13 protein-coding genes are annotated in these 17,319 nt (G+C 42.7%); 2 read left to right on the forward strand and 11 right to left on the reverse strand.

Annotation, left to right across the window (positions count from 1 at the left end; all coding sequences use genetic code 11):
• Nucleotides 1-164 precede the first annotated feature (164 nt).
• The 5 genes from ACYQ4S_RS07565 to ACYQ4S_RS07585 form a co-directional block, all read right to left on the reverse strand.
• Nucleotides 165-470 carry a DUF1292 domain-containing protein gene (locus ACYQ4S_RS07565; RefSeq protein WP_346024726.1) on the reverse strand — a complete coding sequence of 102 codons (306 nt, stop codon included), beginning with the start codon at nucleotides 468-470 and terminating at the stop codon, nucleotides 165-167.
• Between the two features lie 16 nt (nucleotides 471-486).
• The gene (ruvX, locus tag ACYQ4S_RS07570) at nucleotides 487-909 is read right to left on the reverse strand and encodes a Holliday junction resolvase RuvX (protein WP_346024727.1); all 423 of its coding nucleotides are present in this window, start codon (nucleotides 907-909) and stop codon (nucleotides 487-489) included.
• On the reverse strand, nucleotides 910-1,167 hold the full coding sequence (locus tag ACYQ4S_RS07575; protein ID WP_459770374.1) for an IreB family regulatory phosphoprotein: 258 nt from the start codon (nucleotides 1,165-1,167) through the stop codon (nucleotides 910-912).
• Between the two features lie 156 nt (nucleotides 1,168-1,323).
• A complete protein-coding gene (gene alaS, locus ACYQ4S_RS07580) occupies nucleotides 1,324-3,972 on the reverse strand; it encodes an alanine--tRNA ligase (protein ID WP_459770375.1) in 2,649 nt (882 codons plus the stop codon).
• A gap of 322 nt (nucleotides 3,973-4,294) precedes the next feature.
• Nucleotides 4,295-5,188, reverse strand: a complete 894-nt coding sequence (locus tag ACYQ4S_RS07585) for a YitT family protein (RefSeq protein WP_346024730.1) — start codon at nucleotides 5,186-5,188, stop codon at nucleotides 4,295-4,297.
• A gap of 185 nt (nucleotides 5,189-5,373) precedes the next feature.
• On the opposite strand from ACYQ4S_RS07585, the gene ACYQ4S_RS07590 reads away from it, so the two are divergent.
• The gene (locus ACYQ4S_RS07590) at nucleotides 5,374-6,288 is read left to right on the forward strand and encodes a diacylglycerol/lipid kinase family protein (protein ID WP_459770377.1); all 915 of its coding nucleotides are present in this window, start codon (nucleotides 5,374-5,376) and stop codon (nucleotides 6,286-6,288) included.
• Between the two features lie 65 nt (nucleotides 6,289-6,353).
• Here ACYQ4S_RS07590 and recD2 read toward each other — a convergent pair whose 3' ends face one another.
• The 6 genes from recD2 to gshAB form a co-directional block, all read right to left on the reverse strand.
• Nucleotides 6,354-8,753 carry an SF1B family DNA helicase RecD2 gene (gene recD2 / locus ACYQ4S_RS07595; protein ID WP_346024732.1) on the reverse strand — a complete coding sequence of 800 codons (2,400 nt, stop codon included), beginning with the start codon at nucleotides 8,751-8,753 and terminating at the stop codon, nucleotides 6,354-6,356.
• A gap of 55 nt (nucleotides 8,754-8,808) precedes the next feature.
• Nucleotides 8,809-9,564, reverse strand: coding sequence for an AraC family transcriptional regulator (locus ACYQ4S_RS07600; RefSeq protein ID WP_346024733.1), 756 nt, complete (start codon nucleotides 9,562-9,564; stop codon nucleotides 8,809-8,811).
• Between the two features lie 204 nt (nucleotides 9,565-9,768).
• On the reverse strand, nucleotides 9,769-10,896 hold the full coding sequence (gene mnmA / locus ACYQ4S_RS07605; RefSeq protein ID WP_346024734.1) for a tRNA 2-thiouridine(34) synthase MnmA: 1,128 nt from the start codon (nucleotides 10,894-10,896) through the stop codon (nucleotides 9,769-9,771).
• 991 nt (nucleotides 10,897-11,887) lie between these two features.
• Entirely contained in the window at nucleotides 11,888-12,232 is a 345-nt protein-coding gene (locus tag ACYQ4S_RS07610) for a hypothetical protein (RefSeq protein ID WP_346024735.1), read from the reverse strand.
• 40 nt (nucleotides 12,233-12,272) lie between these two features.
• Nucleotides 12,273-13,427, reverse strand: coding sequence for a cysteine desulfurase family protein (locus ACYQ4S_RS07615; RefSeq protein ID WP_346024736.1), 1,155 nt, complete (start codon nucleotides 13,425-13,427; stop codon nucleotides 12,273-12,275).
• 18 nt (nucleotides 13,428-13,445) lie between these two features.
• A complete protein-coding gene (gene gshAB, locus ACYQ4S_RS07620) occupies nucleotides 13,446-15,713 on the reverse strand; it encodes a bifunctional glutamate--cysteine ligase GshA/glutathione synthetase GshB (protein ID WP_346024737.1) in 2,268 nt (755 codons plus the stop codon).
• A 186-nt stretch (nucleotides 15,714-15,899) separates the two neighbouring features.
• On the opposite strand from gshAB, the gene ACYQ4S_RS07625 reads away from it, so the two are divergent.
• Nucleotides 15,900-17,165 carry a replication-associated recombination protein A gene (locus ACYQ4S_RS07625; RefSeq protein ID WP_346024738.1) on the forward strand — a complete coding sequence of 422 codons (1,266 nt, stop codon included), beginning with the start codon at nucleotides 15,900-15,902 and terminating at the stop codon, nucleotides 17,163-17,165.
• Nucleotides 17,166-17,319 lie beyond the last annotated feature (154 nt).

Here is a 17,319-nt window from a genome sequence, read left to right on the forward strand (position 1 = left end):
TGCGTCCGTCTTCCTTCAGATTCCGCCTCACGGCGGACACCCTTGACTTTCGCTAACAGTTCCTACTGCCAAGTCTGTAGTGGACTTTCACCACCAAGTTGTCGCCCATGCCGGGCGCACGAAAAAAAGGATGGAGAGTTTCTCCATCCTGATTTTACGATTAATTAATCGGCTTCTTCGTCACTGATGAATGTATTGAGAACCTCTTCGATCATTTCCCATTCTTCATCTGTTTCGATAGCACTCAGTGTACCTTCCAGTCCACCGTCTGCTTCTTTATAAGAAAAAGCTGATAATTCAACTTCTTCTCCTTCACTAGTGCCTGATGGGAAGACAAGTACGTATGATTTGTCAAAATCTTCAGAGTCGAAAGTGAAAAGAATTTCGTAAAGATCTTCGTTCCCCTCTTCATCTATGATTGTAATATATTCGTGCTCGTGTTCATGATCATGGTTATGGTCGTTTGTCATGTTTGTGCCTCCTCGATTATTTTGACTGCTGATCGAGATAATTCTGAAGAATCATCACTGCCGCCAGCTTGTCTATTACTTTTTTTCTTTTTTTTCTGGATGTATTTCCCTCTTCAATCAGCATACGTGTTGCCTGCATAGTCGTTAGACGTTCATCCTGATAGATTACCGGAAGTCCAAATAGAGTTTCAAGCTGTTCGCCGTAGGACAAGGACTGTTCTGCCCGCTTCCCGATCGAACCATCCATATTTTTCGGAAGACCTACAACTATTTTCTCTATCTCATATTCGTCGATCAGCTCTTTCAGACGATCGAATCCCAGTTCATTTTTTGCTTCTCTGATCTGAACCGTCTCTATTCCCTGAGCGGTCCATCCGAAAAGATCACTGACTGCAACACCGACCGTCTTGGAACCGACATCCAGACCCATTACCCTCATCTATTTCTCACTCTTAAGGTAATGTGTCACCAGTTCTTCCAGCACTTCGTCACGTTCATGTCGTTTTATCAGATTACGCGCATCATTGTGTCTTGGAATATAAGCAGGATCTCCAGACAGCAGATAGCCGACAATCTGATTGATCGGATTATATCCTTTTTCTTCCAGAGCTCTGTATACTAATTTCAATGTATCTTCTACACTGTGTTCGTCAACATTTTCAACGTTAAATCGAACGGTATGGTCATTTGAAGTCATTAGTTGTTCCCTCCATACTTTCCGTAAAAAAACTTATTGAACTGTTTTCATAAGTTTCTATCTGATTATATTTTACTAGAAATGAGGTCAAAGTACAATGTAATCTAGATATCATTTATATATTGGAATAAATATGAGTTGAATTATAATGTTTTATTAACTGAGCTGTCCGTTTATCCAGTCAGATACTTCTGATAATGCCTGCTCAAGACCTTCAGGTTTTTTTCCTCCTGCCTGAGCAAAGTCCGGTCGGCCTCCACCGCCGCCGTTCACATACGGAGAGATTGCCTTGATAAGATCTCCAGCCTTAAGTCCCAGGTCAACTGCTTTCTGATTCATGGAAACAATCAAGTTGACTTTTTCTTCGTTTCTCAAGCCTAGAACAAGTACATCGGAATATCCTTCCTGTTTCCACTTGTCTGAAAGTTGTCTCAACTGACTCATATCTTTCGCCTTGATTTCTTCTGAAATAAATGTCAACTGGCCAGCGTCCTGTACACGAGTAAACACTTCTTCCGCCTGTGCATTAGCCCGCCTTGAATGCAGCGATTCGTTGGCTTGGTTCAATTCTTTAAGCTCTTTAAACAGGCCTTCGATTCGGGAAGGGACTTCATGAACGGATTGAACTTTCATTAATCTTGATGCTTCATTCAGTACTCTCAGCTGCTCTTCCATCCACTGATACGCTCCCTCGCTGGTCAGTGCAGTAATTCTTCTTGTGCCTGCTCCTATACCAGCTTCAGAAGTGATTTTAAACAACCCGATTTCCGCTGTACTTTTTACATGTGTGCCTCCACATAACTCTTTAGAAAAATCACCGATCATGACTACTCTGACATTCTTCCCATATTTCTCTCCGAACAGTGCCATTGCTCCAAGTTCCTTCGCCTTTTCAAGTGTAGTCTCAACAGTTTCAACAATAAGATTTTCCTGAATCTTTTCGTTGACGATTTGTTCCATTTGCTTAAGCTCATCATCTGTGACTTGCCCAAAATGGGTAAAGTCAAAACGCAGATGATTTTCTTCAACTAATGACCCTGCCTGATTAGCGTGATCCCCCAGAACATCTTTCAGTGCCCGGTGGAGAAGGTGAGTAGCTGTATGATTTCGTTCGATCAGCCTGCGACGTTTTCTGTCAATAACCAGTTTGTATTCCTGATCGACAGCTAGAGTCTGTCTAACTGAAGCGATATGAACAGGCTGCCCATCTGGGCCGGATTTCACTGTACTTACTTCTGCCAGAACGGTGCTGTTCTGGTCCAATATCAGCCCGCTGTCTCCAACTTGTCCACCTTTTTCAGGATAGAAAGGAGAAGCACTGAATATGAGCTTGGCTGAGTCACCGGAAGACACACTGTCAACAAAAGCTTCGTCTTTAATGATTCTCGTCAGCTTGCTTACTTCTTCGTCTTCAGTATACCCAGTGAACTCACTCTTGATTTTCAGATCACTTAACAGAGAAGACTGAACAGCCATCGATCCTTCAGCCTGACGTGCAGCTCTTGCCCGCTCTTTCTGTTTAGACATTTCTTCTTCAAATTCAGGATAATTGATTGTCAGATTCTGTTCACTTACAACTTCTTCAGTCAGTTCCACCGGGAATCCAAATGTATCGTATAGCTGGAAGACATCTTTTCCAGATAAAACAGTCTGATCAGCTTCTTTTAACGTGTCGACCAGTTCATTTACTTTATCCAGTCCGGCAGCCAGCGTCTCAAGGAAACGTTCCTCTTCATTCAAAATTACTTTTGAAATGAATTCGACTGCATTATCAACTTCTGGGTAATGTTCCTTCATGATCGAAGCCACAACAGGAACAAGTTCAGAGAGAAAAGGCTTCTCGATAGATAGTCGTCTGCCATGCATGACACTTCTTCTAAGCAGTCGTCTTAAGACATACCCTCTTCCTTCGTTGGAAGGCAATGCGCCGTCGCTGATCGCAAATGACAATGCACGTACATGATCGGCAATGACTTTGAAGCTGACTTTTGATTCTGCATTATCTTTATAGGACTTGCCTGAAATAGCCTCTACATGTTCAATGATCGGCATGAACAGATCTGTTTCAAAGTTAGTTGGTGTGTCCTGAAGAATGGACAGCATACGTTCAAGACCCATTCCTGTATCGATGTTCTTGTTTGGAAGCGGGTCATAGACATCATTAGGTTTATGATTGAACTGCGAGAAGACCAGGTTCCAGATTTCAAGCCAGCGTTCATTTTCTCCACCAGGATAATTCTCTTCATGCCCTTCAGGGAGGTCGTTGAAGGCCTCTCCCCTGTCATAGAAGATCTCAGAGTTTGGTCCACACGGGCCTTCACCAATATCCCAGAAGTTTCCTTCTTCTTTAACGATATGAGATGTATCGAGTCCGACTTCTTCTTTCCAGATCCGTTCTGCTTCCTCATCATCCGGATAGATCGTCACATAAAGTTTCTCCGGATCAAGCGCCATCCATTTCTCGTCAGTCAGAAATTCCCATGCCCAGATGATTGCTTCTTTCTTGAAGTAATCACCGATCGAAAAGTTTCCAAGCATTTCAAATAAGGTATGGTGTCTGGCAGTTACTCCGACATTTTCAATATCGTTTGTTCTGATACTCTTCTGTGAACTAGCAATGCGTGGGTTTTCAGGTTTGACCGTACCGTCAAAATATTTCTTCATCGTTGCTACTCCGGAGTTCACCCACAGTAATGAGGGATCCTCCACAGGTACCAGCGATGCACTTTTTTCTATTTTATGTCCCTTTTCTTTAAAGAAATCAAGATACATCTGTCTTAGTTCTGCACTAGTTAATTTTTTCATTCGACTCGTCCTTTCAATTTTTAATGCCATAAAAAAAGACTGAATACAGTTACTGCACACAAGGACGTGATTACGCGGTACCACCTTGTTTGCAATAACTTCTATTCAGCCAGTCATTACCTCTTCAGTCTCGTTAACGCCGAGAAAGCGGCATAATTTCTTATGCAGAGTTAAAAGGGAGCACCAAAGACTTCTGACATTCTTTCACCGGAGTGAATGTCTCTCTAACTTTTTATACCTTCAGCATGACCTTTTCAATTGATAAAAGTATAGCGCAGTTTCCTTCTCCAGTCAATATGCTTGACCTGACAGTTTTTCTATCTTATTCATCATCTGTCCGGTCTGTCTCATGATGAATAAAGTATTTTTCCAGGCTGAACCCTCTTCCGAGCACTTCGCTTGCCGGCATGGCCACGACGAATGCATCCGCATCAGCTTTAAGCACGGTTTCTTTAAGCAGAGTGAATTCTCTTTCCTGAATTACTGCCATCAGCATTTCCTTGTCAGTATTTCCATATCCACCACGAATGCCCAGATTTGTAACACCGCGCTGCATCGTGTGCAGAATCTCTTCTCTGATATCCTGTGGGTTATCAGAGATAATGAAGACATTTTTGTTTCTGTTAAAGCCGAGCTGAACCAAGTCAATCGTACGAGATACGATGAACAGAGCAATTAGTGAATACATGACTGTTTCTACATCAAATACCAGAAGAGCGATCAGGATCACCAAACCATCTACCATGATGGTGCTCAGTCCCAGCTGCAAATGAAGGAACTGATAAAGGATCTGTACAATTATGCTTGTACCTCCTGTTGACGCTTTTGCACGGAATACGATTCCGACACCCAGTCCAGTCAGTCCCCCACCGAACAGTGCCGCCAGAAGTGGATCAGAAGTCAGCGCAGGAAAGTGACCAATGAAGCTCAAAAAGAAGGGCAACAGCAGGCTGCCGAGAATCGTTTTATACCCGGCAGCTTTTCCCAGAAGAACAAAACAGAGTACGAGCAGCGGTATATTTAGTGAATACTGGAACAGCGACGGACTCCATCCGAACATGGCATTGGCTGCGATGGACAGACCAGATACGCCTCCTGATACGATATTATTTGGAAGCAGGAAGACCTGGAAGGCTATAGCTGTCAGAAAAGACCCGAAAATGATATAGACATAATCCACCGCACTCAATGTGTATCGTTTTGCTACTCGTAACATTTTATTCCTCCTAATAGGGTATTTGTTCATTTTGATTGCAACTAGCCTATTTTAACATGTCTAGCAAAGAAGTAACAACCACTATCAGGTCAGTTTGTCAAAAATCTTATTAAACTCAAAATATCCTTACAAAAATCTTATTTTAACGTATACTATAGCTATATCAAATAGAGTTGGTGACTGAAATGGCTGGCAATTATACTCATCTAATTTTTATAGTCAACGAGTTTTCACGAAAAGGCAAACATACAAGAAAAGCAATTAGAAACCATATGCTTAGGTATTCTCTTACTTATGAAATACATACAACGCAATATAAGCGGCATGCGGTAGAGCTCGCCTGTACTTTTTCAGATGAAAAGGCGGACGACTGTCTTATCATTGCTGTAGGTGGTGACGGGACATTAAATGAAGTAGTTGAAGGCATCTGCAGATCGGCTAAGAAACGAGCCGTTTCTTATCTGCCTACTGGGTCAGGAAATGACTTTGCGCGTTCTCATGACTTATCCAGATCGATCGAAATATCTCTTGAACGGATACTCTCAAAAACTGAAGAAACAGAGCTTGACGTCATAACAGGAGTGTCCGAAGCCGAAAATCTTATTGCAGTAAACAGTTTGGGTTTTGGTATCGACGGCATGGTAATTGCCAAACTTGATAATAACAATAAAAAGCAGACCACTGGGAAGTTTTCTTATTTACTGTCTGTTCTTTCAGCCTATTTTGCTCAGAAATCATTTTCCATGAGTATTCATAGTGAAAGTCTGAATCTGTCATTCGACGAAATTCTTCTTATCGTCTGTGCCAACCATAAGTATTTCGGCGGAGGTATTCCGATTCATCCACTGGCAGATCCGCAAGATCAGTACATCGATATCGTGATTGCTGAAAAATTCAGTTTCCTGGAACTTCTTCAGATTTTATATAGAATATTATCCAGTGAGTCTCATCTGTCTCATAAAAAGATGCATTCTTACCGAGTAAAGTCCTGTACGTTGATGTTCGATACTCCTCAGTACGGCCAGCGTGATGGCGAACTTATAGAGAAACATACTCACTCGATTACAATCGATACGATCAAACAACATTTCTGGGTCTGACAATCCTATAATTACAGCTACAGCCCCCCAGCTAACAGGAACTCCAGACGCAAGGGGGGCTATTATTAGGGCTGACACTGTTCCATGCCAATCATCGGATCGATACTGAATGAGTCGACCGCTTCAGGTGTAAGGATGTAAACATTCTTTTCTTCATCATCGCGTTCTCCATCTGAGTTATCTTCTTTTTCTTGTGTGCTTTCTTCAGATAGTGATGAAAGCCTCATTGCAAGAGATGTCTGCCGGGAAGTCGTATGCTCAGTGATGCTTTTTTCAAATGCCCGACGCTCTCCACATAGAAGCAGCGTTTGACTGGCTCGGGTTATTGCAGTATAGACAATATCCTTTTTCAGCATCCTGCCATAGCCAAATACTAGCGGCAGAATAACCATATCATATTCACTGCCCTGTGATTTATGTACAGAACAGCAGTAAGCCAAGGTAATCTTGTTCCATTCCGCCCTAGGATAAGATACTTCTGTGCCATCGAAATCAATGACGAGTTCTTCCGCATTAAGTTCTGATTCTTTAGCTGAAACTATCCCTACGATATATCCCATATCACCGTTAAATACATTTCTTTCCGGATCGTTGACTAGCTGAAGCACCTTGTCCCCTACCCGGTAAACACCATCAGGCTGCTTGACCTCTTTTTTTCGTTTAGATCCAGGGTTGAACAGGTTCTGTAGAAGCTTGTTCAGTTCGTTTATCCCTGCTGCGCCTTTATAGATAGGTGCCAGTACCTGTATCTGCTGAGAGGTATATCCTTTTTCGATCGCTTTTGAGACCAGCAGAGTGACGACGTCCTGAACCTTCTGGGTACTGCAGGTGAAAAAATTACGGTCCTGCTTCTTTTCACTGAAATCTTCAGGAAGAGCGCCTTTTTTTATTTCATGGGCGAGCGTAACAATTGACGAATCGATGCCCTGTCGGTAAATATCTGTCAGCTCCTGAAAAGGAACAACATTACTGTCAAGGATATCCTTCAGTACCTGACCGGGTCCTACTGAAGGAAGCTGGTCCTTATCACCGACCATTATCACTTTCATGTCGTCAGGAACAGCTTTAAGCAACTGATAGGCCAGCCATGTGTCTACCATCGACATTTCATCAATGATCAGTAATGAGCCTTTTAACACTTTCTCTGATTCCTGCAACTCTTCTTCATCATCAGATCCAGTCAGCCCGAGCAGACGATGGATAGTTGACGCAGGCAGGCCTGTCGTTTCTTTCATTCGTTTTGCTGCTCGTCCCGTTGGAGCAGCCAACAGCACCGGAAATGGTTGACCACTGTAATCATCCGGATCCAGACTCAACTCATTCAGTTCAGCAAAAACAGAAACAATGACCTCGAGAACAGTCGTCTTCCCTGTCCCCGGCCCTCCTGTCAGAACAAATACTGGGGACTTCAGAGCATCTCTTACAGCCTTTTTCTGAGAGTCTCCCAGAGCAATGCTTCGTCTGAACTCAAACTCATCGATGGCCTTATCGATACGTTTGTCATCTTCATCATCTGTTCCTTCATCGAGCAGTCGGTCGAATGCATTCGCAATGCCCCACTCGGATGCATAAAGTGACGGGAGATAAAACCGAGTTTCGTCTTTAATGACTGCCTGATCTTCCACCAGTTCGATTACGACTTCTGCTACTTTATCAGGATTGATCAAAAACGGACGACTTTTTTCAAGGATTTCGATCGTATGCTTCAGCAGATATTCCGCATCTACAAATGTATCCCCGCTTTTCATCGTCTGTTCTTCCAGCGTATATAGGATGCCGGCTTTGATTCTTTCCAGCGAATCCCCTTCAATCCCCATTTCTTCAGCAATGGCATCCGCCCGGTTAAATCCTATACCTTCAATTTCTTCGATCAAGATATACGGGTTCTTCTGTATCGTACTTAACGTATTGCCTTCGAAACGCTGATATACCTTATAGGCCAGCTGATTGGAGAGACCGAAATCATTCAGTGCAATGATTATTTTCTGCATGCCCTGTTCCTTATCCAGCACGGTAATCAGCTGCTGTCTTTTTTTGCTGTTAAGTTCTGGAATTGTGTCCAGAACTGACTCGTCCTCCAAAATCCTGTCGATACAGTGAATCCCTAAGTGGTTGACCACCGCCTGCGCACTCTTTTTACCGATTCCTTTGAACCGCGGGCTTGACAGATAAGCGACAATCGCTTCTTCACTGGATGGTTTCTCTTTCAGATATTTAATCGACTGAAACTGAACACCATATTTCGGATGATCTGTCCACTTGCCGATAAATTTGTACTGATCCCCTTCCTGAATCTGACCAAAATTCCCGGTAATAACCAGTTCCTTCTCCTTGAGCGTGTCACTCGATTCGTTCACGCTGATCAGCATCACTTTATAAAAATTTGAGGGATTGGAATAGTAGATGGATAATACTTCACCCGTGACAAAATGTTCGTTTCCTTTATCAAAAAGATTCTGCTGCATGCCGATCCCTCCTCTCTATGTAATTCAGATGATAAATCCCTGTTCACCACTCCGTCTAGCGCTTGTTTCTGTAATCGGTCGGTGAACTGTACTGATATAATTTAAAATTTCTATTGAAAGTTCTTAATGTATTGTAGCCGCATTGATGCGCAATTTCCTTCACTGGCAGGTCTGTGCTGTTCAAAAAATAAACCGCCTGTGTAATTCTGTATCGGTTCAAGTATTCCGTAAATGACATACCGGTGTACTGGTAAAAAAGCTTGGAAAGATAAGCATAGTCGTACTGAATGTCCTGAGCCACCGTCTTGAGGGTGCAGTCCTCATAGTAATGCTCCTCAATGTAAAGGAGAATAGTTTGAATGATTTTTGTTTTTGACGGAAGGATCCGCTGACTGAAAGTCGTGGATCGTGTAAGTTCGTCACAGAATTTATAAAGAATGCTTTTCTGTGAAAAAACAGACGTCATATTCTCCTTTTTAATATCGGCATTCACTGTTATTGTGTTGTTATCAGGAACAGCATGCTTGTACATTGAATAAAAGTCTTTGACCATTTCAGGAGAAAAGATCAGGAGCCTGCAGTGGGACTGATTCTCAGTAATCAGTTCGTGAAGCTGATTAGGAAAAATGAATACTCCTTCGTCTTCTGAAAGATAATAAGATTTCCCTTCGATCTTGACAGTCATTTCCCCTTGTTCAACTATGATAATTTCATAAGCTCTATGAAAATGTAATGGAAAGGAACTGTTTATCAGTTCAGCATAATTAAATGTCTGCGTCTCATCCATCCCATGCTTCTCAAAAAAATACATACAAGTTCCCCTCCCTCCGAAGTTCGCTTTTAATTATACCTTATTTTACTTCTATCATAAATGATGAGATCACATTGTGGCTAAAGGTCCTAGAGCAATAGACAATTAATGCAAAAAAGACCAGGAGCAGCTGGTCCAGTATTCTCCCTGACACTATTAATCAGGCAGGGACTGTCAGTTTCTCATGGTCTTAAGTAATGCGTCTTAAATATATTGAAGCAGTTCGGATTCCTTGTATGCTTTATCGATCAGACCGCCTCCAAGACAGACATCTCCATCATAAAAGACAATAGCTTGTCCGGGTGTGATCGCTCTGGCCGGTTCATCGAAGGTAACAACGGCCGTATTATCTTCTTTGTTCCAGTCTACCGTAACCTTGACGTCTGTCTGGCGGTATCTGAACTTAGCTGTACAGTCGAATGTCTCAGGCAGCTCCTGAGTCGTTGTAAAAGAAAACTGACTCGCTGTCAGATGAGTCGCATACAGGTGCGGATGAGTAAAGCCTTGTCCAACGATCAGCTCGTTAGTTTCAAGATTTTTACCGATAACGAACCATGGCTCATTAGACGTTCCGTTTCCACCAATACCTAATCCTTTTCTCTGACCGATCGTGTAGTACATCAATCCATCGTGCTGCCCCATTACATCACCATCTTCAGTCACCATTTGTCCAGGCTGAGCTGGAAGATAGTTCATCAGGAACTCTTTAAAGTTCTTTTCTCCGATAAAGCAGATTCCAGTCGAATCTTTTTTCCTGGCAGTCGCCAGATCTGCTTCCTCAGCGATTTTTCTGACTTCACTTTTGTCCATCTCACCAAGAGGGAACATCACTCGGGACAACTGATCCTGTGACAGCTGATTAAGGAAGTAAGTCTGATCCTTATTGGAATCGACTCCTCTTAACAGATGTGTTGTTCCATCTTCCTCGCGTCTGACTCTAGCATAGTGTCCCGTAGCCACATAGTCTGCACCCAGACTCATAGCATAATCTAGGAACGCCTTGAATTTGATTTCTTTGTTACACATGACATCAGGATTAGGTGTTCTCCCGCTTTTATATTCTTCAAGGAAGTAAGAAAAGACTTTGTCCCAGTACTCTTTTTCAAAATTGATTGAATAATAGGGCACGCCGATTTTGTTCGCTACCAGAGCGACATCTTTGTAGTCTTCAGTAGCCGTACAGACCCCATTCTCGTCAGTATCATCCCAGTTTTTCATAAATACGCCGACTACATCGTAGCCTTGTTCTTTCAATAATAACGCCGTCACAGAGGAATCTACTCCACCACTCATTCCGACGACTACTCTAGTATTGCTGTTAGCATTTGTCATCACTTCACCATCATTTCAATTAAATTCTGTACACTTGCACGAATTGAAGGTTCGTAAGTTTCCAGTCTGTTTCATTATACTTACTAAAAAGAAGAAATCAAGTCATCCCGGACTTTTTTAGGAGATTCTTATGAAATAAGGTTTCATATGGTATTGATTACCTTAACTGTATCGGTTCTGTCGTCAGTTTGTTCCGTTATTCGCTTGATTATCTGTCATTACAGACTATTTAGCTGGACCTGTATGGCTCAGTTTTTCCAACAGGTATAACTAGACGCGATCTAGTTATACCTTACAGATTCGATCGTCTGGGAAAATGTCACCAGAAGGGCTATAGCTGTAGTTTAAGCCTTCTTAGGTAGTAAAACTTCCACTAGAGTCTCTATAGTGGAAGTAAACTATTCTCTAAATCAATAAGCTGTCAGTGAACTACCCACCACTTAAATCCTCCGGATTTTGAAGTGGGGGCTTCCTACGAACTCCATTCTTGTCTGCACAGATTTCATGCAGACAGAGGAATCGGATATGGGTAGGCTCAAAAGGCAGTCCCTGCCTCATAGGTTTTCTTTTACTTGGCTAACGCCAAGGAATACTCAGTAGGCTTGATTGTCGCCTAGATATAGACTTGGTTATCATCTATACACAAAGCATACCAAATGAGAACGACATTTACCACTTCAAGCTATCGCTTGACCGAAATTCATCTCCCACTTTCACTGGTGCTTCGCACCCATACGCTTAGAAGTGGGAGACTTCTTTCGGAATTACGTTAAAAACTGTCTAATTGTAGTTCATTATATACCGTTACAGTGAGAGATATCATGACAACTTTCCTAGATGCAGTTTCTACCTGACTTGATACACGATAATGCTCTTATACTGCCTATTCATAACAATAAACAGTAATGTCACTTCTTTTATCCAGTGCCTCTGTTCAAAAGGAAAGCCTGAGGATCACAGATTGATCCTCAGGCCATCTCATTTAACTGATTCAGTCTACAACGGTCAGAACTTTTCCTTCAACTAAACTCTTAAGAATATTTTCTGCAAATGTTCTTTCCTCTGAAAGCTGGTCTGATTTATAGAGATCAATCTTTTTCAGTCCGTTAGCCGTTACTGCAGATAGTTTCAGTTCATTTAAATCTTTAGATATAACAATTTTCATTTTTGGTGCTTTCTTATCTACGGCATGGATATTTAAAGTCCGTTCATACTGAAACGATCCGTTCTTTGTTTCCATAAAGCCGTTGTCTTTCAGTGTGTAGCGTTTAGCCTCGTCATTGACTGAGTAATGTGTGTTACTTCCCAGCAGACTGTCTTTTTTCTGTGTAGCCATTGGCGACATCCTCTCTGACACTCGTTATACTTCTATTATTTTACGTTTCAGCTAAAAAATCAACTGCTTTTTTGATTTTCGCTACAACTGTTCGGCAGTCGTCTTCCGTGACCCCATAGCCGAAACTCAATCGAATCGTTTCAGAGATGGCAGGATGGTTAGAACCGTAAAGAGCTTCGAGAACTGGACTTGGATCGACATTTCCAGCAGAACAGGCTGACCCGATAGAGACTGCAATTCTGGCCAGATCAAGATGAATCAGCAGCTTGTCTGCCGGAATACCTTTAATATGAAGGCTTAAGATATGAGGCAAACTCTGGTCGACCGAACCATTTACTTCATAATCGATACCAGATGCATCGAGTTCAGCCAGACATCTGCTTTTTAACGCCTGGTATTCTTCTCTAATACGCTTTTTTTCAGCCTGTCTGATTTCTACAGCACGCTGGAATCCGATTACACCTGGTATATTTTCCGTTCCTGCTCTGCGCTTATTTTCCTGCTCTCCTCCTAGCACCAAGCCAGTAATAGGCAGTTCTTCATTGATGAACAGGAACCCGATACCCTTAGGCCCGTTTATCTTATGAGATGAAACGGAGAGCAGGTCGATTTTCTGCTCTTTGACATCGATGTCTTCTGTTCCATAAGCCTGTACGGCATCTGTATGAAAGGCAACTTTATGGTCAAGGCCGTCAAGGTACTGTCCAATTTCAGTTATCGGCATAAGCGTGCCGATTTCATTATTTCCATAAATGACTGAAACCAGTATCGTGTCTTCTCTGACTGCTTCCTTCACCTGCTCAAGACTGATCAGCCCATTTCTGTCTACTGCTAATTCAGTGACTTCAAAGCCCTGATTTTTCAGATAATTTAACGGGCGCCTGACAGCTGGGTGCTCAACGTTTGTCGTCACAATATGTTTTCCTTTATAGCCGTATTTCTCTGCTGTTTTGACTACAGCCATATTGTCACTTTCGGTGCCTCCACTTGTAATGACGATCTCGTTTGGTGAGGCATTGATGCTTGCAGCAAAGACAGACCGAGCTTCTTCCAGCAGACCTTTACTTGTCCGACCCATCTGATGAATACTTGATGCATTCCCGTAATGCAACTGCATTGCTTCAGTCATTGCTTCGATCACTTCCGGTCTCGCAGGAGTCGTTGCCGCATGATCAAGATAAATATAGTTGTTCATTTTATATCCCTTCCAGTCTTATGATAGGTCGATAGATGGAAAGAGCATATCAATGACTTTCCTGGTCAGATTACGTCCTTTGCCCTTCTGAACGAATGCATGCATATGCATAGCCGGATTGAAGTTGGCCTCGATGACGACATAACCTGGCTTGTCCTTGGTACTTGGTTTAGCGATATCAGGAATGATCAGGTCCAGACCAGTGACTTTGACTTCCAGGGCCTTAGCCATCTCTACTGCCTGTTTCTTGTAGGACTCGTCCATATCGTCAGTCATATCTATAGAGTCTCCGCCAGTTGAAATGTTGGAGTTCTCTCTCAACAGCACGCGCTCACCTTCAGCCGGAATACTGTCGAATGTGTAGCCTTGTTCTTTGAGCATCAGTCGCTCCAGTTCCCCCATTTTTATTTTTTCAAGAGGGGCACGGTGCTTGATTCCTCGATAAGGATGCGTGTTCTTTTTCTGAATCAGTTGTTCAATCGTCTGTCTTCCGTCACCAGTTACGTTTGCAGGTTGTCTCAGCAGAACGGCTTCTACCTTATCATCGATCACAACGAACCGGTACTCTGTTCCTTCAATGTAGTCTTCAACCAGAATCTGCCCATCTTCTTCAAAAGCCAGACGCACAGCTTCTGAATATGCTTCATATGATGCAGGATGCTTAAAAATGGAGATGCCCAGCCCATAGTTGGTACTTTTAGGTTTGACGACGATTGCTTTCCGGTCAAACAGGGCATACGCATTCACAGCATCTTCTATTGATGCAAATTCTTCTCCATGAGGCACTCTGTACCCATAATTTTTCAGAATTTTCTTGGTAACTGTCTTGTTAGCCATGATCCAGTGAGAGATGTAGGTGTCTTTAGACGTCATATTTCCGTTTCTCACGTATTCGGTCTTGTCCCCGTGAGTCAGCTTCAAAAACTGATCATGACTGTCCAGCAGTTCCGTTTCAAGCCCCAGTTTCAATGCGTCAAACAAGAGCAGCTGAGTACTCATTTCCATTTCAGTAAAGCCTTTGACTAGAAATGGCTTCTCAAAGGAGACCTCTTTATATTGCTGACCCAGATTGATCCCGTACTCAATAAAGGAACGCCCATTTTCCAGCTCTTTGACAATTCTTGCAGAGAGGGTTTGTTCAGGATGATCCAAGAGCTTGTGGGCCGTCTCAAGGACTGCATCGTACTCGCTACTCAAATGCAGCGCATTAATAGTCTCTTTCATCATGTTAAGCAGGAACTGTCCCTCTTCTTTGAATCTGGAGGACTCAAACGGGTCTTCCATGGCCGTCTGTTCATTCATTTCTGCACCGGTTTTGACATCCTCTGTCGTACTGTCCTTATCCATCCAGACCATCGTCATTAGAAAGAGATGAGTAAACAGAGACTGCTCATAAGAGAATCCCAGTCTTGAGAATGGATTTAGATCGAATGAACGGAATTCAACGTATCGCGTCCCGCTGCTTATCAAGTTGCGGACTGCTTTTCCTTTTCCTCTCAGACGAGCTGAGCCATAATACTCACGTTCTTCTATCAAGGTACCCTCTTCAACCAGGTGTTCGATGTCTCTGACATATTCCTCAATTGCCTGATAGGAGACTTTGTTGGTGAAGGAGTTGTGATAGCCCAATGGACTGTTTCTTATACTTCTGTAGTACTGTCTTGAATCGTCACTTGAAAACGTATCGTCTGAAACTGGTGATGCACCGAATAAGTAAGTCAGGATCCATTGATATCTCAAATAATTACGGGACATTTTGAGATAAAGATCATTACTCCAGCTGGTCAGCTTTTCTGGTGTCTCAGCAATACTGGCCAGCGCGTCCATAAAATCAGAGGAAAATGAGAAATTGTAATGAACACCGCTGATCATCTGTTTTTTCTTCCCATATTTTTCAGCAAGCTGCTCTCTGTATTCTATTTCTTTCCTGTCCTCGACTTTGATGATCGGAATATTTTTCTCATCAGGAAGCCGACTAGGCATACTGAACGGCCAGACAAACTCTTCCGTATCAATCGTGCGGTTGACCACATCATGAAGAGCCTCAAGCCACTTATACTGTTCCTTAAGTGTATTCTGAGGCGGAGTCACCAGTTCCAGTTGCGATTCACTGAAATCCGTCTGAATATACGGGTGGTGTTTCCGGCTTCCAAATAACGCAGGGTGAGGGCTGAGCGCCAGATCTCCTTCTCGTGTTGTTCTTAATCCTTCTTTTTCAATTCCAAACGAACCTTTTTTATACAATTCCTGTAGATGGTGAACGGTAACTATCTGTTTTATATTCATTCAAATCTTTCCTTACTGAGTGATTTACTTACTAATATCAAGTACTATCTTATCATAAAGCCTCGCGTCAACCTAGGAAAAAGAAAGAAATCCAAGCACGAACCTTTGTTCGATATTGTTTAAATCACTGTCCAAACATGCTATACTTTAGTCACTTATACTAATTATGTGATAAAGGAGTCTTTTATGAATAAACCACTAGCCTATCGTATGCGTCCAACGACGATCAGTCAGGTTGTCGGTCAGGAACATCTTGTAGGAGAAGGTAAAATCATATGGCGGATGGTAAAGGCCAAACAGCTGTCATCCATGATTTTATATGGTCCTCCCGGAATAGGAAAAACAAGTATTGCCAGTGCAATTGCCGGTTCGACTAAGTATGCTTTCCGCACGTTGAATGCTGCCACAGATTCTAAAAAAGATCTGCAGATAGTTGTTGAGGAAGCTAAAATGAGCGGCACAGTAGTCCTGCTATTGGATGAGGTCCATCGTCTCGATAAGCCTAAGCAGGATTTCCTGCTGCCACATCTTGAGAATGGTCGGATTGTACTGATTGGGGCGACTACCGAAAATCCATATATTTCCATCCACCCTGCGATTAGAAGTCGGTCCCAGATATTTGAATTGAAACCTTTGTCTGAAACTCAGATTACCTCGGCATTGGAGCGGGCACTGACTGACGAAGAAAATGGACTGGGTTCTGAATCTATAGTTATCTCTCCCTCTGTTCTAAATTATTTCTCAAGGGTGACTAACGGCGATTTAAGAAGTGCGCTGAATGCCCTGGAACTGGCAGTGAAGTCTACTGATTCAGATGATAATGGAAACACCGTTATTACACTGGATATTGCAGAAGAATGTCTCCAGCGTAAATCCCTGACTCATGACAAAGATGGAGATGCTCATTATAATGCAATATCAGCCTTTCAGAAGTCCATTCGGGGAAGTGACGTACATGCAGCACTTCATTACCTGGCACGGCTTCTGGAGGCTGGTGAACTGAAAGTGGTGATCAGACGGCTGATCGTCACTGCATACGAAGATATCGGTCTGGCAAACCCTGCAGGTGTATCGAGAGCCGTACAGGCTACAGAAGCTGCTGAAAAAATTGGGCTTCCCGAAGCCAGGATCCCTCTTGCCAACGCTGTCATCGAAATGTGCCTATCTCCTAAATCAAATAGTGCGATCAGCGCGATCGATCAAGCAATACAAGATGTTAGAGAAGGAAAAACAGGTGATGTGCCGGATCATCTGAAAGATACTCATTATAAAGGAGCAAAAGATCTGGGAAGCGGCATTGGTTATCAGTTCCCGCATAATTTTGAAAGCCACTGGATCTCCCAGCAGTACCTACCTGATACGATTAAAAGCAGAGAGTACTATGCTCCAGTTCTGACGTCTAAGTTCGAGGAAGCCTTGAACAAGCAGCTTCAAAAGTTTGACAACAAATAAGTACTCACTCTTTGAAGCAAGCTGTCTTTTGAATTTGCCCTTTTTACGTCAGGGCAGCCTCTAAATCGAGCATGTAGGAGGAAGGCAATGGAACACTGGTATGAATTTCTTTGAAACACTGTAAGAAGACACACAAATAGAACGCCCTTTTCAG

It is taken from the genome of Alkalibacterium sp. s-m-28 (genome assembly GCF_054658175.1).